The sequence below is a fragment of the Knoellia flava TL1 genome, assembly GCF_000768675.1.
Classification (GTDB): Bacteria; Actinomycetota; Actinomycetes; order Actinomycetales; family Dermatophilaceae; genus Knoellia; species Knoellia flava.
The window spans coordinates 256,091-274,830 of record NZ_AVPI01000001.1 but is presented as its reverse complement, the minus strand read 5'-3'; the positions used below and the strand labels follow the sequence as shown (position 1 = coordinate 274,830).

Genomic DNA, 18,740 nt, shown 5'->3' with positions numbered 1-18,740 from the left:
CTGCGGGGGCGGGACCCACGGGCAGACTGTCGGCATGAGGAGGGAGACGCGACGCGGCGCCAGAACCGACCTCTCCGTCGCCGTGTGGGACGCCGACCGTCCCGCGCTCCCGCCGGTCGTCCTCCTGCACGGCACCGGGCTCACGGCCGAGGACTGGTCGGAGGTCGCGACCGACCTCTCAAGCGACCGGACGGTCCACGCCGTCGACCTGCGTGGGCACGGACGGTCGGCGTGGCCGGGCACCTACTCGGTCGAGCTCATGACCGCCGACGTCCTCGCCCTCCTGGAGTCGACGGGGGAGGACGTCGACCTCGTCGGCCACTCGCTCGGCGGTCTCGTCGCGTGCCGGGTCGCTGCCCGGTCACCCCTCGTGCGACGTCTCGTCCTCGAGGACGTCGGTCTCCTGCGCCCCCGTATGCCGGCCGCCCCCGTCCGTCCCGCCGGTCACCTCGCGTTCGACTGGGCCGTCGTCGAGCAGGTGCGACCCGAGGTCGACACCCCGGCAGCGGACTGGCCGGAAGTGCTGGCGGGCATCGCCGTCCCCGTCCTCGCCGTGAGCGGTGGCCCGAGCAGCTTCGTCCCGCCGGAGTGGGTCGACGACCTCGTCGCTGTCGTGCCCCGCGCCACCTCGGTCACCATCGACGCCGGCCACGAGGTCCACGCCACCCGTCCGCGCGAGTTCGTCGCCGCGGTGCGCGGGTTCCTCGACGCCGACGGGAACGACCCGGCGCCCTGACTGGATATGCTCCGGGGCGTCAGGGCGGCGACTACCGGGGGATGGGCGATGAACGACGAGATGAGGGTGCGCGACATCCCCGCGGTGCTCGTGTCCGCCTGGCGGGTGCTCCGCGTCTACTGGGCGCCCTTCGTCGTCATCGCGTGCCTCGGGCTGGCGCTGCGCAGCGGCGCGCTCTGGGTCGCCGTCGAGGTGAGCGACCACAACGCCTTCGTCGCCCAGCTCATCCTCGTGCTCGCGCCTCTCGGCTTCCTCCTCGCGATGATCGCCATGCTCTGGATGACCCGCGGCGCGCTGCCCAACGTCGCCGAGCTGTCGCGCCGCGAGGCCCGGCAGGCGCCGACCGAGAAGCGCGAGCTGCGGCTCGTCGACGTCGCGGTCAGTGTGCTCGTGCCCTTCCTCGCGGTCTACGTGTCCTACGGGCTGCTCAAGGAGGACCTCTACCGGTTCACCAACGAGGCGGCCTACGACGAGTTCAACCAGTTCACGCTGGGGGAGCCGCCCGACATCGACTTCGCCTCGCGTCTCGCGATCTACGACTGGCAGGTCGTGCTCGCCATCGTCGTCATCGCTTGGGTGGTGCGCTACGCGCTCGGCAAGTTCGAGAGCGTGACCCGCTTCCTCTGGCTCGCGTTCGCCGGTGCACTCGTCGAGGTCTACTACACCTCGCAGGTCGCGCAGAAGGTCGCCGAGTTCCGCGAGGACGGTGTCGCCTGGGTGCAGGAGCGCCGGGCGTCACGACTCGTCCTCGACGAGTACGACCAGGTCATCACGTCCCTCGGCCCGCTGGCCAACCCCGTCGACACCGCGACGACGTGGCTCTTCGGGCTCGTGGGTGCGATAGACGCCGTCGTCATCGTCCCGCTCGCGTGGATCACGGTCGGCGCCGTCGTCCTCGGGCACAAGCTCTCCGGGCCGGAGGAGCCGGCGCGGCAGCCGGACCCGCGGTGGGAGCGCATCCCGGCGCCGGTGCGCCGCTTCGGTGGCGGGCTCGTGGCAGACGTGCGCGAGCGGTGGTCGGCGTTCTGGAACGGGCTGCGGATGATGGCGACCGCCGGCCTGCTGCCGATGCTCACCTTCTGCCTGGCCTTCCTTCTCGTCATCCGCATCCCGTGGATCGTCGGGCAGCTGCTCCGGCTCGCCATCGGGCCGCTCCAGACCGACACGTGGCTGGCGTTCTCACCGATGGAGAAGGCCGTCGGCCTCGCGATCACGATGGTGCTCGCCGCAGCCCTGCTCGCCGCCGCCATCGACTGGCTGCTCGGCCCGAAGCTGCACCCGGCGGACGCCGAGCCGCAGCCGACCGCGCCGCGAGAGGTCAGCGCGGAAGCCGGAGCGTGACGTAGTCGGGGTTCTCGAACGAGATCCGCACCTCGACGAACCGCGCGTCCTTCGGCACGGCGATCGTCGGCGACGACGACCACTCGGTCGGTCGCGGCTTCTCCTTCGGTGGCAGGGCGCCGCGGCGCTCGGTCTCGAAGATGACGACGCTGGGCCCGGGTGTCTCCTCGGGGACGCAGTTGGTCACCGACGGCCCGATGCCGTCGGAGATGTGGCCGACGCGGTACTGCCGACCCTCGTCGTCGACGAGGGTGACCGCGCAGTTCTTGAGCGCCTGGTCCGGCGCGGCGCGGAAGTCGAGGTCGACCGTGCGCGCGACCATCCCGTCGGCGAGCGTGAACTCGTCACCGCCGTCGTCCTCGTATGCCGTGCTCTCACCTCCCAGCCCCGCGAGCCGCACCTCGTAGGTCCGCGTGGTGTCGCCGATCGCGTCGGTGTACTCCTCGGTGACCCGCACCCACTCGCCTCGGTCGCCCGAGGCGAGCTCGTGGTGCTGACCGGACTGGTACCAGAAGACGGGCACGCGGTAGCCGTTCGCGACGAGCATCGCGGCCACGGCGACGGGGAGGGCCGCCATCCACCAGCGGCTCGGGCGGCGGGGGCGGGTGGCGCGGGTCGGGGGCGTCGCGGTGGTGCTCATCGGCGGGCCTCCGCGGGCGGGACGGGGCCGCTCTCCTTGACGTTGACCGGGTCGGTGCCGGCCCACAGGGTGTCGGCCTCGGCGGCCGCGATGCCGAGGTCCACGTCGGCGAGGTCGTCGCGACGGAACTCGGACTCGTGCGAGGTCCACATGCCCCGGGTCGCGACGAGACGCGCACCGGACAGCGCGCGCTTGGGCACGTCGAAGCAGAAGCTCGCATAGTGCCGCACGCCGGTCGAGAGCTTGGCGTTGGTCACGCACTCACTGCCGCGGGTCGAGGAGATCCAACGGTGGTCGCTGGCGTCGACGAGGAAGAAGCCGGCCATGAAGACCGGCTCGCGGGTGGCGACGAGCTCGGTGTCGACGACGAGGAAGCGGCCCCCCGCGGCCGAGGCGGGGTTGCCCATGATCGTCGGGGTGACGTGGACCCCCGTGACGGTGACGTCGGCGTAGTCGAGGGCGACCTTCTCGCCCACGACGCCGGCGTGCGTGAAGGGCTTGTCGGCGACGTCGCCCGTCGGGACGTGGTCGGTGATGAGGCGCCCGATCCCCATGGCGGCGAGGACGAAGGCGGCCAGGGCGATGCTGCGCCTCATGAGCGCCTCACGAGGGGGAAGGTCCCGCGCGACTGGATCTTGTCGCGGGCGACCCACGCGTCGGGATCGAGGGTCTGCTTGTCCTCCTCGCGGAACTCCACGAGGTTGCTGCTCACCGTGACCGAGTCGCCCTGCCACGGACCCGAGGTCGTGTAGGTGAGCGCGAGCCGGTAGGTGAGGCCCGGGTTGATGTTCGACATGCGGGTGGCGTCCTCGACGAAGTAGAGGTCCGGACCGTCGACGACCTCGACGCCACCACCGGTGAGGGAGACGTTCTTCGTGAGCGTGACGGCATACTCCGGTCGGTCACCCGTGAGGGTGACCTTCATGTCGACGACGACGACCCGCTCCGACGGCTCGGGGGAGACCGCCGGCTTGAGGTCGGGCAGCTCGACGACCTGGTCGACGACGACCTCGTAGGGCCCGACCATGACGGCCTTGCCCTTGGCGATCGGCTCGGGCCCGGGCTCGGGCACCGCGGCGAGCCCGCCGAACGGCGCGCTCGCGAGCAGCGCCGCGGCGACGCCGCCACCCACCTTCTGGCTCGCCGGCCTGCCCTTGACGAAGCCGCGGGCGCGCCCGAGCACGCCTCGTCCAGCCGTCGCGTTCTCCCCCATGGCAGGGAGTGTAGGGAATCGTCGGGGCCGGTGAGGTCAGGAGCCGTCCGGGTCTCCGACCATCCGCTGCAGGAGGTCGCGCAGGGTCGTCCGCTCCTTGTGGGAGAGCTCGGCGAGTGGCTCTCGGGCGAACCCGAGCGACGCGCGGAGCCGCCGCGCTGTGCGGGCGCCCTCGGTCGTGGCCGCGGCGACCTTGACCCGGCGGTCGGCGGGATCGGGCCGGCGCTCGACGAGTCCTCGGGCCTCGAGCCGGTCGACGATGCCGGTGACGTTGGAGGGCTCGCACCGCAGGGTCCGCGCGATCCTGCGCATGGGCAGCGGCTCGACGGCGAGCAGCGCCAGCAGCCGGGCCTGTGCCCCGGTGAGCGAGTGTGCCGCGGCGGCCCGGTCGTACTCCGCGTGGTAGCGCGCCACGACGGACCCGATGAGGTCGACGACCTCGAGGGTGAGCGGGTCGGTGCGCGAGGTGGCCATGCCTCGAGGATAGGCGAATTATTTGACAACCTGAAATATCTCAACGCATGGTGTTTCATGTTCTGAAGTTTCTGTCGCGCCCGAGGAGAGTCTCCACACATGACCGCCGCACTTCCCACGACCAGCCGCGAGTGGCACCTCGTCGCCCGCCCCCAGGGCTGGCCGACGACCGATGACTTCGCGCTGCGCGAGGCTCCGGTCTCCGCTCCCGCCGACGGCAAGGTCCTCGTGCGCAACCTCCACTTCTCGGTCGACCCCTACATGCGCGGCCGGATGAACGACGTGAAGTCCTACACCCCGCCGTTCCAGCTGGACCGACCCATGGAGGGTGGCGCCGTCGGCGAGGTCGTCGCGTCCGCGGCCGAGGGCGTCGCCGTCGGCGACCACGTCCTGCACGGGCTGGGCTGGCGCGAGTACGCCGAGGTCGACGGGGCCGCCGTCGTCAAGGTCGACCCCTCGCGGGCCCCGCTCTCGGCCTACCTCGGCGTCCTCGGGATGACGGGGCTGACGGCATACGCGGGTCTGCTCGAGGTCGCGTCCTTCCGGCCCGGCGACGCGGTCTTCGTCTCGGGGGCGGCTGGCGCCGTCGGCAGCCAGGTCGGGCAGATCGCCCGGCTCAAGGGCGCCTCGCGCGTCATCGGCTCGGCCGGCTCCGACGAGAAGGTGCGCCTGCTCGTCGAGGAGTACGGCTTCGACGCGGCCTTCAACTACAAGGACGGCCCGGTCGCCCAGCAGCTCCGTGAGGCCGCCCCCGACGGCATCGACGTCTACTTCGACAACGTCGGCGGCGAGCACCTCGAGGCCGCGATCTCGTCGCTCAAGGTGCACGGTCGCGTGGCCATCTGCGGGATGATCGCGCAGTACAACGCGACCGAGCCGACGCCCGGGCCGCGCAACCTCGCGCTCGTCATCGGCAAGCGGCTGCGCCTGCAGGGGATGCTCGTCGGCGACCACGCCGCGCTGCAGCCGCAGTTCGTCGAGGAGGTCGGCGGCTGGCTGGCCTCGGGCGAGCTGACCTACGCCGAGACCCGGGTCGAGGGCATCGAGAGCGGCGTCGACGCCTTCCTCGGCCTCATGCGTGGCGAGAACACCGGCAAGATGGTCGTCTCGCTCGGCTGAGGCTCAGCCCGGTGGGAAGGCCGGCAGGTCGGTCCGCTCGCCCCTGCTCACCTCGACGACGAGGCCGCCGTCCGGTGCCGACCCCTGCATCGTCACGGCTGTCCACATCTGCGGAAGCCCGCCCTCCGGGACGACGTCGCACCGGGTGCTCGCCCCCGGGATGTGCTGCATGGGGACCGGCCGGCAGGCGACGACGTGGGTGACCCCCGGCTCGAGCCGGTCGACCTCGGCCTGCACCGCGCTCTGGACCTGCACCGCGTAGGCGCCTGCCTGGTGGAGCGCGGCGATCCCGCGGCCGTCGCGCGGCACGCCGGTCGGTGCCGGCGCCGGGGTCGTCGTCGCCCGGATCGCCGGGGTCGGCGTGAGCGTGGGTGCGGGCTCGGGCCGCCCAGGTCCGGGCGTCTCGCCGCACCCGGTCAAGGCGCCAGCGAGCCCGCCGGCCAGGAGCAGCCCCACCGCCACGCGCCTCATGCGGGCGACGCTAGCGAGGTGGGGTCCCGTCCGTCAGTCCGTCGCCAAGCCCCGTAACACGGTTGTGCCCGGGCCCGCCTCGCTGGGACTCTCGGGAGATGACCGACGCCGCCTTCGGACCGCCCTACGACCGGCTGCTCGCCACTGCCGAGGAGGTGGCCGACGCCCGGTCCGAGGTCGACCGCGAGATGGCCCGTGAGGTCTTCCGCGAGGCGGCGACGCTGCTGCACGACGGGCTCGCGCTCGACGGGCTCGACGAGCACGACGCGGCGGCGGTCGTCGCCGGCCTGTGCGAGGACCTCGTCGCCGAGGACCCCGGCGCGGCGGTGCGGGCGCGTGCGGACCGGACCGCCACCGAACCCGGGGACCTGCACGACCCCAAGGGCGTGCACTCCTCGCTGCTCGTCTGCGCGGTCATCCTGCAGCTTTGAGAGGCGTGAGCTCTGAGAGGCGCGAGCTCCGACAGGGGCGCTCAGCCCGCGAGCAGGCGGGCCCGCTCCGCCCGCAGCTCCTCGAGCCGCGCCCAGTAGTCCTCGCGCTCGAGATCGCCCGCGACCTCTGCGGCGATGTCGTTGGAGATGTCGACAGGACGCGCCTCGCGGACCACCCGCAGGCGCCTCGTGGTGCTCTCCTCAGCCATGTGGACACCGTAGGGCGGGCCACCGACAGCGGCGCCGCAGAGCGCGGCGAGCCGGGTCGGAGCCCGACCCCGGGAACATTTGGTCCGGGGCGAGAGTTGAGCCGAGTGAACGCAAGTTTGGACGCACGGATTTGCCACCCGGCACACGGGCTCCTAACTTGAGTGACAGCAACTCAACCCAAGCTCAACGCAAGGAGACAGTCACATGGCCCGTGCAGTCGGTATCGACCTCGGAACCACCAACTCCGCCGTCGCCGTCCTCGAGGGTGGCGAGCCCACGATCATCGCGAACGCCGAGGGTGGCCGCACCACCCCGTCGGTCGTCGCCTTCTCCAAGGGCGGTGAGGTCCTCGTCGGCGAGATCGCCAAGCGCCAGGCCGTGACCAACGCCGACCGCACCCTCCGCTCCGTCAAGCGCCACATGGGCACCGACTGGACGAGCGCCGACATCGACGGCAAGAAGTACACCGCGCAGGAGATCAGCGCCCGCACGCTCCAGAAGCTCAAGCGCGACGCCGAGTCCTACCTCGGTGAGCCCGTCACCGACGCGGTCATCACCGTCCCCGCCTACTTCGACGACGCCGAGCGCCAGGCCACCAAGGAGGCCGGTGAGATCGCGGGCCTCAACGTCCTGCGCATCGTCAACGAGCCGACCGCCGCCGCCCTCGCCTACGGCCTCGACAAGGGCAAGGAGGACGAGCTGATCCTCGTCTTCGACCTCGGTGGCGGCACCTTCGACGTGTCCCTCCTCGAGGTCGGCAAGGACCCGGAGGACGGCTTCTCGACGATCCAGGTCCGTGCGACGAGCGGTGACAACCAGCTCGGTGGCGACGACTGGGACGACCGCGTCGTCAAGCACCTCCTCACGACCGTGAAGAACAACACCGGCGTCGACCTGTCCAAGGACAAGATCGCCATGCAGCGTCTGCGCGACGCCGCCGAGCAGGCCAAGAAGGAGCTCTCCTCGGCCAGCTCGACGACGATCTCGATGCAGTACCTCTCGATGAGCGAGAACGGCCCCATCCACCTCGACGAGACGCTGACCCGCGCCCAGTTCGAGCAGATGACCAAGGACCTCCTCGACCGCACCAAGCAGCCGTTCCAGAACGTCATCAAGGACGCGGGCATCCAGCTCTCCGACATCGACCACGTGGTCCTCGTCGGTGGCTCGACCCGTATGCCGGCCGTGACCGAGCTCGTCAAGGAGCTCACCGGCGGCAAGGAGCCCAACAAGGGCGTCAACCCCGACGAGGTCGTCGCGCTCGGCGCGGCGCTCCAGGCCGGTGTCCTCAAGGGCGAGCGCAAGGACGTCCTCCTCATCGACGTCACGCCCCTCTCGCTCGGCATCGAGACCAAGGGTGGGCTCTTCACCAAGCTCATCGAGCGCAACACGGCCATCCCGACCAAGCGCTCCGAGGTCTTCTCGACGGCCGAGGACAACCAGCCGTCGGTCCTCATCCAGGTCTTCCAGGGTGAGCGCGAGATCGCCCAGCAGAACAAGGCGCTCGGCACCTTCGAGCTCTCCGGCATCGCGCCCGCCCCCCGCGGCGTGCCGCAGGTCGAGGTCACCTTCGACATCGACGCCAACGGCATCGTCCACGTGACCGCCAAGGACCGCGGCACCGGCAAGGAGCAGAAGATCACCATCTCGGGCGGCAGCGCGCTGTCCAAGGAGGAGATCGACCGCATGGTCAAGGACGCCGAGGCCCACGCCGACGAGGACAAGAAGCGTCGCGAGGAGACCGAGACCCGCAACATGGCCGAGTCGCTCGTCTTCTCGACCGAGAAGTTCCTCAGCGAGTCCGGTGACAAGCTCACCGACGAGCAGCGCAGCCCGGTCGACACCGCCCTCGCCGACCTCAAGGAGGCGATCAAGCCCGAGTCGACGCTCTCCCGCGACGAGATCCAGGCCAAGATCGACCACCTCAACGAGGAGTCCCAGAAGATGGGCGCCGCGATGTACGCCGCGGCGGCCGAGCAGGGCGAGTCCGGTGACGTGCCCGGTGGCGAGTCCAGCGACGGCGCCGAGCAGGCCGGTGCCCAGGCGAACGACGACTCCGACGTGGTCGACGCCGAGGTCGTCGAGGACGACGAGGAGAAGAAGTGACCGACCCCCGTATGCCGGGTGAGGACGAGGTCGTCGACGCCGAGCTCGTGGACGACGAGTCCTCCGACGACGCGATCAACACCGAGTCCGCCAACGACGGTGAGGAGGTGGCTCCGGCTTCGGCCGGGGCCACCGCCCCCGCGGGCGACGTGCCCGCCGACGACGTGCCCGCCGACGACGAGGAGCCGGTCGACGGCGACGGTGGCGAGCACCCCGACACGGCGCTCGCGGCGCAGCGGCTCGACGACCTCCAGCGGCTCAACGCGGAGTACGTCAACTACAAGCGCCGCGTCGACCGGGACCGTGCCGCGGTCCAGGAGCGTGCGGTGCGCGACGTCCTCGACTCGCTGCTGCCGGTCCTCGACGACATCCAGCTCGCCCGCGACCACGGTGACCTCACCGACGGCCCGTTCGCGGCGATCGCCGACAAGCTCGAGTCGAGCCTGGGCAAGTTCGGGCTGATCCGCTTCGGTGCGGTCGGCGAGCCCTTCGACCCGATGCACCACGAGGCGCTCATGCACGCCGCCTGGGACGCCTCCAACGCCGAGCTGCCCACCGACGCGACGACGACGACCGTCGTCCAGGTGCTCCAGCCCGGCTACCGCACCGGCGACCAGGTCCTGCGTCCCGCGCGGGTCGCGGTCGCCGACCCCGAGTGAGGCGGCTCGGCACGACGCCGGTCCGCACGCCGAACGCCCCTGTGGCGCAACGGCATACGATGTCCGAGAGGAGGCGCTGATGGCGAGCCAGGACTGGTTCGAGAAGGACTTCTACGCGATCCTCGGCGTCCCCAAGGACGCCGACTCCGGTGCGATCAAGAAGGCCTACCGCAAGCTCGCGCGCACCCACCACCCCGACAAGAACCCCGGGGACACGGCCGCCGAGCAGAAGTTCAAGGACATCGGCGAGGCCCACGCGGTGCTGTCCGACCCCAAGCAGCGTGAGGAGTACGACGCGGTGCGCCAGATGGCGCGCGGCGGCGCGCGCTTCACCGCGGGGGGGCCGGGGGGCAACGGCGGCTTCGACGACATCTTCAGCCACTTCGGCGGTGGCGGGCAGCGCGTCCGCTTCGACACCGGTGGTGGCTCCTACGGCGGCTACCCCGGCGGCGGTGGGGAGGACATCAACGACCTCCTCGCCCAGATGTTCGGGGGAGCCGCCGGGGGCGGCGGCCGTCCGCAACCGGGGTATGCCGGCTACGGCGCCACTCGGGGTCCCCGCAAGGGCGCCGACGTCCAGGCCTCGACGACGCTGCCGTTCCGCGATGCCGTCGAGGGTTCGACGGTGACGCTGCGCACCGCAGAGGGTCGCACGATCACGGCGCGCATCCCGGCCGGGGTCAAGGACGGCCAGAAGATCCGGCTGCGGGGCAAGGGCCAGCCCGGCGAGCCGGGAGCGGCCGCGGGTGACCTCATCCTCACCGTCGCCGTCGAGAAGCACCCCGTCTTCGGGCGCGACGGCGACAACCTCACGGTCGACCTCCCGGTGACCTTCGCGGAGGCCGCGCTCGGTGCGACGGTCGCCGTGCCTACGCTCGACGGGTCGAGCGTCAGGGTGCGCATCGCGCCCGGCACCCCGTCCGGGCGCGTCCTGCGCGTCAAGGGCCGCGGGGTCGCAGGCAAGAGCGGCACGGGCGACCTGCTCGCCAAGGTGCAGGTCGTCGTGCCCTCCGAGCTCTCCGACCGCGCCCGCGAGGCCGTCGAGGTGCTGCGCGCCGAGGCCGAGGGCACCGACCCGCGGGCCGACCTCGCCGAGCGGGCCAGGGCCTGATCATGGCAGCGCGCCAGGCCCAGCCGCGACCGGACGACGAGGCACCCGTCTTCGTCATCTCGGTCGCGGCCGAGCTCGCGGGCATGCACGCGCAGACGCTGCGCCAGTACGACCGGCTCGGGCTCGTCACCCCGTCGCGCACCCGGGGCGGCGGCCGCCGCTACTCCGCCCGCGACGTCGCGCTGCTCCGCGAGATCCAGCGGCTATCGCAGGAGGAGGGCGTGAGCCTCGCCGGCATCGCCCGCATCCTCGAGCTCGAGAACTCCGTGGCCGCGCTGCGCGCCCGCGTCGCCGAGCTGTCCCGCGAGGTGGAGCGGCTCGAGACCGCGGCGTCGGGGGGCTCGCGGATCTTCTCGGTCGGCCCGGGCGGCGAGATCTTCGCCAGCCGTCTCGGTGAGCGCCCCCGCCGTCGTCCCGGCTCCGGCTCGGGTGCGGGCAGCGCCTCGCAGGCGCTCGTCCTCTGGCGCCCCTGACCCCCCGGCACCTTCGACTTCTTGCCCGGATGCGACACCGAGCGCCAGCGAGGTGTCGCATCCGGGCAAGAAGTCGGTCGGGAGGCGGCGGACGGCATACGCTTCGGCTCGTGACCGAGCACCTTCTCCTCTTCCCCGAGCGCGAGACCGCCGACGAGATCGCCACCGAGCTCGACGAGGAGGGCTTCACGGAGGTGCGGGTCCTGCGGATCGCGCACGCGGGAGAGGACGACGCGGAGGACGCCGAGTGGGCCGTCCACATCCGTGAGGAGATGGTCGACGACCCGTCCGGCCCGGTCGAGAGCGGCCTGCGCGAGCGGTTCAGCGCGCTCGCCGAGGAGCGGGGCGGCTGGTACGACCCGGAGCCGACGATCCCCTGACCGGAGCGCGGTCGTCGAACGCCCGTTTTGTCCACTTCGGCTTGTCCACCGGACAAGCCGCGCGTCCGACTCCGGAACATCCCGCTCCTGACAGGGTCTGGGTCTAGCATCCAAGCACCGAGCCAGTGAGGTCCGCGGTGCGATTCGACGAGGAGACGACGTGGCCGATCCGGCACCCATCCTTGAGATGACGGGCATCACCAAGACATTCCCCGGTGTCAAGGCCCTGTCCGACGTCAACCTGACGGTCCGTCGAGGTGACGTCCACGCGATCTGCGGCGAGAACGGCGCCGGCAAGTCGACCCTGATGAAGGTCCTGTCGGGCGTCCACCCGCACGGCTCCTACGACGGCACGATCCGCTACAACGGCGCCGAGGTCACCTTCAACAACATCCGCGACTCCGAGCACGCGGGCATCGTCATCATCCACCAGGAGCTGGCGCTCATCCCCGAGCTCTCCATCGCCGAGAACATCTTCCTCGGCAACGAGGAGACGAAGCGGGGCGCCATCGACTGGGTCAAGACCAACAACCGCGCCCGCGACCTTCTCGCCCGCGTCGGCCTGGCCGAGGACCCCGAGACCCCGATCAAGAACATCGGTGTCGGCAAGCAGCAGCTCGTCGAGATCGCCAAGGCCCTCGCCAAGGACGTGCAGCTGCTCATCCTCGACGAGCCCACGGCGGCGCTCAACGAGGAGGACTCGCGCCACCTGCTCGACCTCATCCGCGGCCTGCAGGCCAAGGGCATCACCTCGATCATGATCAGCCACAAGCTCAACGAGATCGAGGCCATCGCCAACGCGATCACGATCATCCGCGACGGCCAGACGGTCGAGACGCTCGACGTGCGCCAGGGTGCCGTCGACGAGGACCGCATCATCCGCGGCATGGTCGGCCGTTCGCTCGAGTCGCGCTTCCCCGACCACACCCCCGACATCGGCGAGGTGATCTTCGAGGTCAAGGGCTGGACCGTCGCCCACCCGCAGGTCCCCGAGCGGCTCGTCGCCAAGCAGTCCGAGTTCTTCGTCCGCCGCGGCGAGATCGTCGGGTTTGCCGGCCTCATGGGCTCGGGCCGCACCGAGCTCATGCGCTCGATCTTCGGCCACTCCTACGGCACGTGGCTCGGCGGCGAGATGTGGCTCAACGGCAAGAAGGTCGACCTGCGCAGCGTGCCCGCGGCGATCGACGCCGGCATCGGCTACGTCACCGAGGACCGCAAGTCGCTCGGGCTCAACCTCCTCGACGACATCAAGACGACGACGGTGTCGGCCAAGCTCAAGAAGATCGCGCACAACCTCGTCATCGACCGCCGCGCCGAGCACTCCGCGGCCGACGACTACCGCAAGCAGCTGCGCACCAAGACCCCGTCGGTCGACTACGGCGTGGCCAAGCTCTCGGGCGGCAACCAGCAGAAGGTCGTCCTGAGCAAGTGGCTCTTCACCGACCCCGACCTGCTCATCCTCGACGAGCCCACCCGCGGCATCGACGTCGGCGCCAAGTACGAGATCTACGGGATCATCCAGCGCCTCGCGAGCCAGGGCAAGGGCGTCATCGTCGTGAGCTCCGAGCTGCCCGAGCTGCTCGGGCTGAGCGACCGCATCTACACGATCAGCGAGGGCCGGGTCACCGGTGTCCTCGACAAGGCCGAGGCCAACCAGGAGTCGCTCATGCGGCTCATGACCAGGACGTCGCAGTCCAGCACTCCGAAGGACGCTGCATGAACAAGATCAAGGAAATCTTCGGTGGAGACACCCGCCAGTTCGGGATGATCTTCGCCCTGGTGTTCCTCATCGTGCTCTTCCAGGTCCTCACGGACGGGCTCACGCTCGACCCCGGCAACGTCATCAACATCTTCCAGGGCAACAGCTACATCCTCGTCATGGCGATCGGCATGGTGCTCGTCATCATCGCCGGGCACATCGACCTCTCGGTCGGCTCGGTCGCGGCCTTCGCCGGCATCGTCGTCGCCATCGCGATGCGCGACTGGGGCATCCCGTGGTGGCTGGGCATCCTGCTCGGCCTCGGCATCGGCGTGGTCGTGGGTGCATGGCAGGGGTTCTGGGTGGCTCAGGTCGGGATCCCGGCCTTCATCGTCACCCTCGCGGGCATGCTCATCTTCCGCGGCGCGAACCAGTACGTCGGCAAGTCCAACACCGTGCCGGTGGGCGAGGACTTCCAGACCATCGGTGCCGGCTACCTGCCCGAGGTCGGGCCCAACACCGGCTACAACAACCTCACCGTGCTCATCGGACTGCTCGTCTGTGCGGCGATCATCCTCGGCACGCTGCGCAACCGGCGCAACCAGAAGAAGATCGGCGCCGAGCTCGAGGACGGCACGGTCATGTGGATCCGGCTCGCCCTCATCTCGGTCGCCATCCTCGCCGTGGCGTTGCTCATGGCCTCCGGTCGCCCGGGGACGTCGCTGCCGATCTCGGCTCTCATCCTCGGCGCCCTCGTCCTGCTCTACGGGTTCATCTCGACGCGCACGATCATCGGTCGCCACGTCTACGCCGTCGGTGGCAACCGTCACGCCGCCGAGCTCTCCGGTGTGCGCTCCAAGCGAGTCAACTTCCTCGTGATGATGAACATGTCGGTCCTCGCCTCGCTCGCCGGGATGATGTTCGTCGCGCGCTCCAACGCCTCCGGCCCGTTCGACGGCGTCGGCTGGGAGCTCGACGCCATCGCCGCCGTCTTCATCGGCGGCGCCGCCGTCACCGGTGGTGTCGGCACCGTCGTCGGGGCCGTCATCGGTGGTCTCGTCATGGCCGTGCTCAACAACGGCCTGCAGCTGCTCGGCGTCGGCGCCGACATGACCCAGATCATCAAGGGCCTCGTGCTGCTCGCGGCCGTCGCGTTCGACGTCTACAACAAGAGCCAGGGCCGGCGCTCGATCACCGGCCTCCTCATGCAGAACTTCGGTGGCCGGGCGACGAAGGAGACGGGCGAGACCGTCAAGCAGGAGTCCTGAGCCCGCTCGCCACCGCACAACTGAATAGGCAGGACAGTGACGCTTCCGCCCCGGGTGCGCCACGGCATACGAAAGAAAGAGACGACATGCGTTCCCTCACCAAGCTGATGGCGGCCACCGCCGTCGCCGCCCTCGCACTGACCGGCTGCGGCCGGGCTGACGAGGAGACCCCCGCCTCGGGTTCCGACAGCTCCGCCTCCGGCGGTGCCGGCGGCTTCGAGGCCAACTCGCTCATCGGTGTGTCCCTGCCGCAAAAGACGTCGGAGAACTGGGTCCTCGCCGAGCAGCTCTTCAAGGACGACCTCGCAAAGGCCGGCTTCAAGGCCGACGTGCAGTTCGCCAACGGTGGTGTCGGCGAACAGCAGAACCAGATCCAGTCGATGGTGACCAAGGGCGCCAAGGTCATCGTCGTCGGCGCCATCGACGGCGCGCAGCTCGGCACCCAGGTCAAGGCGGCCAAGGACGCCGGCGCGACCGTCATCGCCTACGACCGTCTTCTCAAGAACACCGACGCGGTCGACTACTACGTCGCCTACGACAACTTCAAGGTCGGCGTTCTCCAGGGCAACGCGCTCCTCGAGGGCATGGCGGCCAAGAAGCCGTCCGGCCCCTACAACATCGAGCTCTTCGCCGGCTCGCCCGACGACGCCAACGCGCAGGTCTTCTTCGACGGCGCGATGAGCGTCCTCAAGCCGAAGATCGACGACGGCACGCTCAAGGTCACCTCGGGCCAGACGAACTTCAACCAGGCCGTCACCCAGGGCTGGAAGGCCGAGAACGCGCAGAAGCGCATGGACACCCTGCTCTCGGCGTCCTACAGCTCGGCCGCGCTCGACGGCGTCCTCTCGCCGAACGACACACTCGCCCGCGCGATCATCACCTCGGTCAAGGCCGCCGGCAAGCCCGTCCCGGTCGTCACCGGTCAGGACTCCGAGGTCGAGTCCGTGAAGTCGATCATGGCCGGCGAGCAGTACTCGACGATCAACAAGGACACCCGCAACCTCGTCAAGGCCACCATCGAGATGGTCCAGGCGCTGCAGAAGGGTGAGAAGCCGACCGTCAACGACGAGAAGTCCTACGACAACGGCGTCAAGGTCGTCCCGGCCAACCTGCTCGAGCCGCTCATCGTCACCAAGGCGAACGCCAAGGAGGCCTACGCCAACGACCCGACCCTGAGCAAGCTCACCCAGTGAGCCGAGCCGCTTCGGCGGCACTCGCGTCCTCGGCCCCGTCACCCGTGGTGACGGGGCCGAGGTGCGTCGTGGGACGGCGCGTCTGCCCTCAGACCCGTATGCCGTGCGCGGAGAAATTCGACCGCGCCGTGCTACCGGGGCTTGGGGCGCGAGCACGTCGGGATTGGACCGGCCTGCCGACGTGCTCCAAGCTCGACGAGCTCGCAGCGCACCGCCCGTGCGAGACTCTCGGATGAGCGAGCGCCACACCACTCACATCGTCGTCATGGGGGTCTCGGGCAGCGGCAAGACCACGGTCGCCCGCGGTATCGCCGAGGCGACCGGCTACGAGTTCGCGGAGGCCGACGAGTTCCATCCGCCGGAGAACATCGCCCGGATGGAGCGCGGGGTTCCCCTCACCGACGAGGACCGGTGGCCCTGGCTCACGGCCCTCGCGCAATGGATGGAGGCCAGGTCGGCCGCTGGGGTCTCGACGATCATCACGTGCTCGGCCCTCAAGCGGACCTACCGCGACGTCCTGCGCGACGGCCCGCCGTCGGTGACCTTCGTCCACCTCGACGGTCCGGCCGAGGTCATCCGCGAGCGCATGGCCGGGCGCGAGGGGCACTTCATGCCGACGAGCCTGCTGCGGTCGCAGATCGACACGCTGGAGCCGCTGGACGAGGACGAGGCCGGTGTCGTGCTGGACCTGCGACGCCCGCCCTGGGAGCTCATCGACAAGGCCGTCGCCCGGCTGGGCGAGCTCGCGGACTGAAGCGAGTCCCGGCGAGCCCGGGACGACGGCATACGAGAAGTTCGCCTTCCGGTCACGTCCCTGCCGAGTGCGCGCCGTCCGAAGGGGGGAGCGTCGAGGTCATGAGAGCACCCCAGACACTGGCCGCTTTGGCCCTGGCCGCCGCCCCGTTCGGGATCGCGGCCCCGGCGCAGGCCGTCCCCGACGCACCCGTGGGCAACGCCGTCCTGCCCCAGAAGACCCACTTCGACCTCCAGGCCCACCGCGGGGGACTGGGCCTCACGACCGAGTCGACCCCCGAGGCGTTCGCCAAGGCGCTCGAGCTCGCGTGAGCACCCTCGAGCTCGACACCCAGGTGACCGAGGACGAGAAGGTCGTCGTGACGCACGACCGCCAGGTGAGCCGTACGAAGTGTGCGGACACCGGGCCCGCGTTCCCCGGCGATCCGGAGTTCCCCTACGTCGGCGACTACGTCAAGAACCTCACCCTGGCCCAGATCCGGACGATGGACTGTGGCTACCAGCAGCTGCCGGGTCACCCCCAGCAGGAGCAGGTGCGGGGCGCCCGGATGGCCGAGCTGAGGGACATCTTCGACGTCGTCAAGGGGCACGGCGCTTCCCGGGTCACGCTGGGTGCCGACGACCGGCCCGGGTTCGCGCGCGCGGCCCGCGAGCAGCTGCTCTGGTGGCGCGCTCACGTCGCACCGCACATGCGGCGATGGGCCACGGGTGCCTCGCGCCGGGAGACCGTCCTGCCGAAGTGGGTCGAGCCGGTCCGGCCGGCCGTCTCGGCGCCCTGGTTCGGGCCGGGCAACGATCCGGCCGGGGATTCGGTCCAGCCTCACTGATCCCACAGCCGTGCGCGGCATGATGGGCACGTGCAGAACCACGACCCCCGCCGCAACCGCGGCACCCGGCGCGCCGAGGACACCGACGACTCGGTCGACGACCACTCCGACCTCGGCCACGACGAGGACGACTACGACGAGTACGACACGACCGGGGGGTCCGGCCGGTTCTTCGGTCTCACGGCGCTGAGCACGGTGCTCCCGGGCGCGGGTCTCCTCGGCACTCGCAGGCGGGGCTTCGGCATGGCCCTGCTCGCGGGGACCCTGCTGCTGGGCGCGCTCGTCGTGTTCTACGCGTGGCGCAAGGGCGTCGTCGTGGCCGCCCTCGACCTCGCCGTGCGCCCGCGCATGCTCGTCATGCTGCTCGTGGCCACGGTCGTGGGCGCGCTGCTCTGGTGTGCAGGCATTCTCCTCACGGCGCGGGAGACCGCTCCGCGTGGGCCGGGCACCGGCTGGCGCGCGCTCTTCGCCGCGGTCTGCTGCCTGCTCGTCCTGGTGCCCGCCGCGAACGCCGTGCGCTACCTCGGCATCCAGCATGACGTGGTCGGGGTGCTCACCGGCGGCAACCCCGAGGGCGACGACGGGACCGCCAGCGCCTGGGCGGACAAGCCGCGAGTCAACGTCCTGCTCCTCGGGTCGGACGCGGCCGACAGCCGCGTCGGTGTCCGCACCGACTCGATGATGGTCGCGAGCATCGACACCGAACGCGGCGACACCGTCCTCTTCAGCCTCCCGCGCAACCTCGAGCGGGTGCCGATCCCCGACAGCAACCCCCTGTCGACGCTGTACCCCAACGGCTACGACTGCGGCGACGAGTGCCTGCTCAACGGAATCTGGACCCTCGCCACCGACCACTCCGACCTCTTCCCGGGGAACCCGAACCCCGGCCTCACCTCGACGCGGGACGTCATCGGCGAGATCCTCGGCCTGACGATCGACCGCACCCTCGTCGTCAACCTCCGGGGGTTCCAGTCGCTCGTCGACGCGATGGGCGGTGTCGACATCGACGTCAAGGAGCGCGTCTGCGTCTCGTGCAAGCTCGTGAACGGCAGGGTCGTCTTCGTCGGCGACAAGAGGGAGTGGATCGAGCTGGGCCCGCAGCGTCTCGACGGCTACCACGCGCTCTGGTACGCCCGGTCACGCGCGGGCAGCGACGACTTCAGCCGCATGCGTCGCCAGCGGTGCGTAGCCGGTGCCATCATCGACCAGGCCGACCCGGTCAAGCTCCTCCGCAACTACCCCGACCTCGCCAAGGTCGTCAGGAGGAACCTCACCGTCGACATCCCGACGTCCGAGCTCCCGGCCTGGGCCGAGCTCGTGGGGACCGTCCAGGACACCGGTTCCATCCGCAGCCTGCCCATCACCAACAAGGTCGTGCGGGTCGCGAAGCCGGACTTCGACAAGATCCGGTCCCTCGTGCAGGCCGCGATCTCGCCCACCACCCCGTCGGCCGCGCCCTCGACCTCGGCCCCGGCCCCCAGCCCGACCCCGACCCGGTCGTCGAGCACGCCCAGCCCCAGCGAGCCGGCGGACGAGGTGCAGGACCTCGCGGCCACCTGCTGACCCGCACCCCGACGCGGAGTTGAGCGGAATCAACTCAACTCTGTGCTCGTTGCACCTGACGAACCCGTGACCC

The 18,740-nt window shown here is 70.6% G+C and carries 22 protein-coding genes; 16 read left to right on the top strand and 6 right to left on the bottom strand.

The window, feature by feature from the left end; genetic code table 11:
• Positions 1 to 34 precede the first annotated feature (34 nt).
• Together N798_RS01450 and N798_RS01445 are read left to right on the top strand one after the other, a co-directional pair.
• A complete protein-coding gene (locus tag N798_RS01450) occupies positions 35 to 736 on the top strand; it encodes an alpha/beta fold hydrolase (protein ID WP_084099955.1) in 702 nt (233 codons plus the stop codon).
• A 48-nt stretch (positions 737 to 784) separates the two neighbouring features.
• On the top strand, positions 785 to 2,077 hold the full coding sequence (locus N798_RS01445) for a hypothetical protein (RefSeq protein ID WP_035945558.1): 1,293 nt from the start codon (positions 785 to 787) through the stop codon (positions 2,075 to 2,077).
• On the opposite strand, the gene N798_RS01440 is transcribed toward N798_RS01445, so the two are convergent.
• The 4 genes from N798_RS01440 to N798_RS01425 are packed head-to-tail and all read right to left on the bottom strand — an operon-like array spanning position 2,055 to position 4,404.
• Entirely contained in the window at positions 2,055 to 2,717 is a 663-nt protein-coding gene (locus N798_RS01440) for a hypothetical protein (protein ID WP_035945556.1), read from the bottom strand. The genes N798_RS01445 and N798_RS01440 overlap by 23 nt on opposite strands.
• Complete coding sequence (locus N798_RS01435) at positions 2,714 to 3,313, bottom strand: hypothetical protein (protein WP_035945554.1); 600 nt, start codon at positions 3,311 to 3,313, stop codon at positions 2,714 to 2,716. Before N798_RS01435 ends, N798_RS01440 begins: the two co-directional genes overlap by 4 nt.
• Positions 3,310 to 3,930 (bottom strand): hypothetical protein, encoded by a 621-nt coding sequence (locus N798_RS01430; RefSeq protein ID WP_156971567.1) that lies wholly within the window; start codon positions 3,928 to 3,930, stop codon positions 3,310 to 3,312. The genes N798_RS01435 and N798_RS01430 overlap by 4 nt, the downstream gene beginning before the upstream one ends.
• Before the next feature lie 36 nt (positions 3,931 to 3,966).
• Positions 3,967 to 4,404 carry a MarR family winged helix-turn-helix transcriptional regulator gene (locus tag N798_RS01425; RefSeq protein ID WP_035945551.1) on the bottom strand — a complete coding sequence of 146 codons (438 nt, stop codon included), beginning with the start codon at positions 4,402 to 4,404 and terminating at the stop codon, positions 3,967 to 3,969.
• A gap of 99 nt (positions 4,405 to 4,503) precedes the next feature.
• On the opposite strand from N798_RS01425, the gene N798_RS01420 reads away from it, so the two are divergent.
• On the top strand, positions 4,504 to 5,523 hold the full coding sequence (locus N798_RS01420; RefSeq protein WP_035945549.1) for an NADP-dependent oxidoreductase: 1,020 nt from the start codon (positions 4,504 to 4,506) through the stop codon (positions 5,521 to 5,523).
• Between the two features lie 3 nt (positions 5,524 to 5,526).
• Here the strand turns inward: N798_RS01420 and N798_RS01415 are convergent, their stop codons facing one another.
• A complete protein-coding gene (locus N798_RS01415; protein WP_156971566.1) occupies positions 5,527 to 5,994 on the bottom strand; it encodes a hypothetical protein in 468 nt (155 codons plus the stop codon).
• A 98-nt stretch (positions 5,995 to 6,092) separates the two neighbouring features.
• On the opposite strand from N798_RS01415, the gene N798_RS01410 reads away from it, so the two are divergent.
• A complete protein-coding gene (locus tag N798_RS01410; RefSeq protein WP_035945546.1) occupies positions 6,093 to 6,425 on the top strand; it encodes a hypothetical protein in 333 nt (110 codons plus the stop codon).
• Between the two features lie 41 nt (positions 6,426 to 6,466).
• On the opposite strand, the gene N798_RS17990 is transcribed toward N798_RS01410, so the two are convergent.
• Positions 6,467 to 6,634 carry a hypothetical protein gene (locus N798_RS17990; protein WP_156971565.1) on the bottom strand — a complete coding sequence of 56 codons (168 nt, stop codon included), beginning with the start codon at positions 6,632 to 6,634 and terminating at the stop codon, positions 6,467 to 6,469.
• Between the two features lie 205 nt (positions 6,635 to 6,839).
• Between N798_RS17990 and dnaK the strand changes: the two genes are divergently transcribed.
• The 12 genes from dnaK to N798_RS01355 all read left to right on the top strand — a co-directional run bounded on the left by dnaK (position 6,840) and on the right by N798_RS01355 (position 18,667).
• On the top strand, positions 6,840 to 8,741 hold the full coding sequence (gene dnaK / locus N798_RS01405; RefSeq protein WP_035945544.1) for a molecular chaperone DnaK: 1,902 nt from the start codon (positions 6,840 to 6,842) through the stop codon (positions 8,739 to 8,741).
• Positions 8,738 to 9,400 carry a nucleotide exchange factor GrpE gene (grpE, locus tag N798_RS01400; protein ID WP_415751851.1) on the top strand — a complete coding sequence of 221 codons (663 nt, stop codon included), beginning with the start codon at positions 8,738 to 8,740 and terminating at the stop codon, positions 9,398 to 9,400. The genes dnaK and grpE overlap by 4 nt, the downstream gene beginning before the upstream one ends.
• Before the next feature lie 79 nt (positions 9,401 to 9,479).
• The gene (locus N798_RS01395; RefSeq protein WP_035945541.1) at positions 9,480 to 10,511 is read left to right on the top strand and encodes a DnaJ C-terminal domain-containing protein; all 1,032 of its coding nucleotides are present in this window, start codon (positions 9,480 to 9,482) and stop codon (positions 10,509 to 10,511) included.
• Positions 10,512 to 10,513: 2 nt separating this feature from the next.
• Positions 10,514 to 10,984 (top strand): heat shock protein transcriptional repressor HspR, encoded by a 471-nt coding sequence (locus tag N798_RS01390; RefSeq protein ID WP_035945540.1) that lies wholly within the window; start codon positions 10,514 to 10,516, stop codon positions 10,982 to 10,984.
• Between the two features lie 110 nt (positions 10,985 to 11,094).
• Complete coding sequence (locus N798_RS01385; RefSeq protein WP_035945539.1) at positions 11,095 to 11,364, top strand: hypothetical protein; 270 nt, start codon at positions 11,095 to 11,097, stop codon at positions 11,362 to 11,364.
• Between the two features lie 187 nt (positions 11,365 to 11,551).
• The gene (gene mmsA / locus N798_RS01380) at positions 11,552 to 13,084 is read left to right on the top strand and encodes a multiple monosaccharide ABC transporter ATP-binding protein (protein ID WP_052116796.1); all 1,533 of its coding nucleotides are present in this window, start codon (positions 11,552 to 11,554) and stop codon (positions 13,082 to 13,084) included.
• Entirely contained in the window at positions 13,081 to 14,331 is a 1,251-nt protein-coding gene (mmsB, locus tag N798_RS01375) for a multiple monosaccharide ABC transporter permease (RefSeq protein WP_035945537.1), read from the top strand. The genes mmsA and mmsB overlap by 4 nt, the downstream gene beginning before the upstream one ends.
• An 86-nt stretch (positions 14,332 to 14,417) precedes the next feature.
• Positions 14,418 to 15,524, top strand: a complete 1,107-nt coding sequence (locus N798_RS01370; protein WP_035945535.1) for a substrate-binding domain-containing protein — start codon at positions 14,418 to 14,420, stop codon at positions 15,522 to 15,524.
• 232 nt (positions 15,525 to 15,756) lie between these two features.
• Complete coding sequence (locus N798_RS01365; protein WP_035945534.1) at positions 15,757 to 16,278, top strand: gluconokinase; 522 nt, start codon at positions 15,757 to 15,759, stop codon at positions 16,276 to 16,278.
• A gap of 101 nt (positions 16,279 to 16,379) precedes the next feature.
• The gene (locus N798_RS18580; protein ID WP_229708506.1) at positions 16,380 to 16,589 is read left to right on the top strand and encodes a hypothetical protein; all 210 of its coding nucleotides are present in this window, start codon (positions 16,380 to 16,382) and stop codon (positions 16,587 to 16,589) included.
• Positions 16,586 to 17,104 (top strand): glycerophosphodiester phosphodiesterase family protein, encoded by a 519-nt coding sequence (locus N798_RS17135; protein ID WP_052116794.1) that lies wholly within the window; start codon positions 16,586 to 16,588, stop codon positions 17,102 to 17,104. The genes N798_RS18580 and N798_RS17135 overlap by 4 nt, the downstream gene beginning before the upstream one ends.
• Before the next feature lie 30 nt (positions 17,105 to 17,134).
• Positions 17,135 to 18,667: an LCP family protein gene (locus tag N798_RS01355; protein ID WP_052116793.1), complete on the top strand. Its 1,533-nt coding sequence runs from the start codon at positions 17,135 to 17,137 to the stop codon at positions 18,665 to 18,667.
• Positions 18,668 to 18,740 lie beyond the last annotated feature (73 nt).

What these genes read in the sequence shown, in the direction of transcription:
- N798_RS01450 (WP_084099955.1), top strand. Translation starts at nt 35, where the DNA reads ATGAGGAGGGAGACGCGACGCGGCGCCAGAACCGACCTCTCCGTCGCC.
- N798_RS01445 (WP_035945558.1), top strand. Translation starts at nt 785, where the DNA reads ATGAACGACGAGATGAGGGTGCGCGACATCCCCGCGGTGCTCGTGTCC.
- N798_RS01440 (WP_035945556.1), bottom strand. Translation starts at nt 2,717, where the DNA reads ATGAGCACCACCGCGACGCCCCCGACCCGCGCCACCCGCCCCCGCCGC.
- N798_RS01435 (WP_035945554.1), bottom strand. Translation starts at nt 3,313, where the DNA reads ATGAGGCGCAGCATCGCCCTGGCCGCCTTCGTCCTCGCCGCCATGGGG.
- N798_RS01430 (WP_156971567.1), bottom strand. Translation starts at nt 3,930, where the DNA reads ATGGGGGAGAACGCGACGGCTGGACGAGGCGTGCTCGGGCGCGCCCGC.
- N798_RS01425 (WP_035945551.1), bottom strand. Translation starts at nt 4,404, where the DNA reads ATGGCCACCTCGCGCACCGACCCGCTCACCCTCGAGGTCGTCGACCTC.
- N798_RS01420 (WP_035945549.1), top strand. Translation starts at nt 4,504, where the DNA reads ATGACCGCCGCACTTCCCACGACCAGCCGCGAGTGGCACCTCGTCGCC.
- N798_RS01415 (WP_156971566.1), bottom strand. Translation starts at nt 5,994, where the DNA reads ATGAGGCGCGTGGCGGTGGGGCTGCTCCTGGCCGGCGGGCTCGCTGGC.
- N798_RS01410 (WP_035945546.1), top strand. Translation starts at nt 6,093, where the DNA reads ATGACCGACGCCGCCTTCGGACCGCCCTACGACCGGCTGCTCGCCACT.
- N798_RS17990 (WP_156971565.1), bottom strand. Translation starts at nt 6,634, where the DNA reads ATGGCTGAGGAGAGCACCACGAGGCGCCTGCGGGTGGTCCGCGAGGCG.
- dnaK (WP_035945544.1), top strand. Translation starts at nt 6,840, where the DNA reads ATGGCCCGTGCAGTCGGTATCGACCTCGGAACCACCAACTCCGCCGTC.
- N798_RS01395 (WP_035945541.1), top strand. Translation starts at nt 9,480, where the DNA reads ATGGCGAGCCAGGACTGGTTCGAGAAGGACTTCTACGCGATCCTCGGC.
- N798_RS01390 (WP_035945540.1), top strand. Translation starts at nt 10,514, where the DNA reads ATGGCAGCGCGCCAGGCCCAGCCGCGACCGGACGACGAGGCACCCGTC.
- mmsA (WP_052116796.1), top strand. Translation starts at nt 11,552, where the DNA reads ATGACGGGCATCACCAAGACATTCCCCGGTGTCAAGGCCCTGTCCGAC.
- mmsB (WP_035945537.1), top strand. Translation starts at nt 13,081, where the DNA reads ATGAACAAGATCAAGGAAATCTTCGGTGGAGACACCCGCCAGTTCGGG.
- N798_RS01370 (WP_035945535.1), top strand. Translation starts at nt 14,418, where the DNA reads ATGCGTTCCCTCACCAAGCTGATGGCGGCCACCGCCGTCGCCGCCCTC.
- N798_RS01365 (WP_035945534.1), top strand. Translation starts at nt 15,757, where the DNA reads ATGAGCGAGCGCCACACCACTCACATCGTCGTCATGGGGGTCTCGGGC.
- N798_RS18580 (WP_229708506.1), top strand. Translation starts at nt 16,380, where the DNA reads ATGAGAGCACCCCAGACACTGGCCGCTTTGGCCCTGGCCGCCGCCCCG.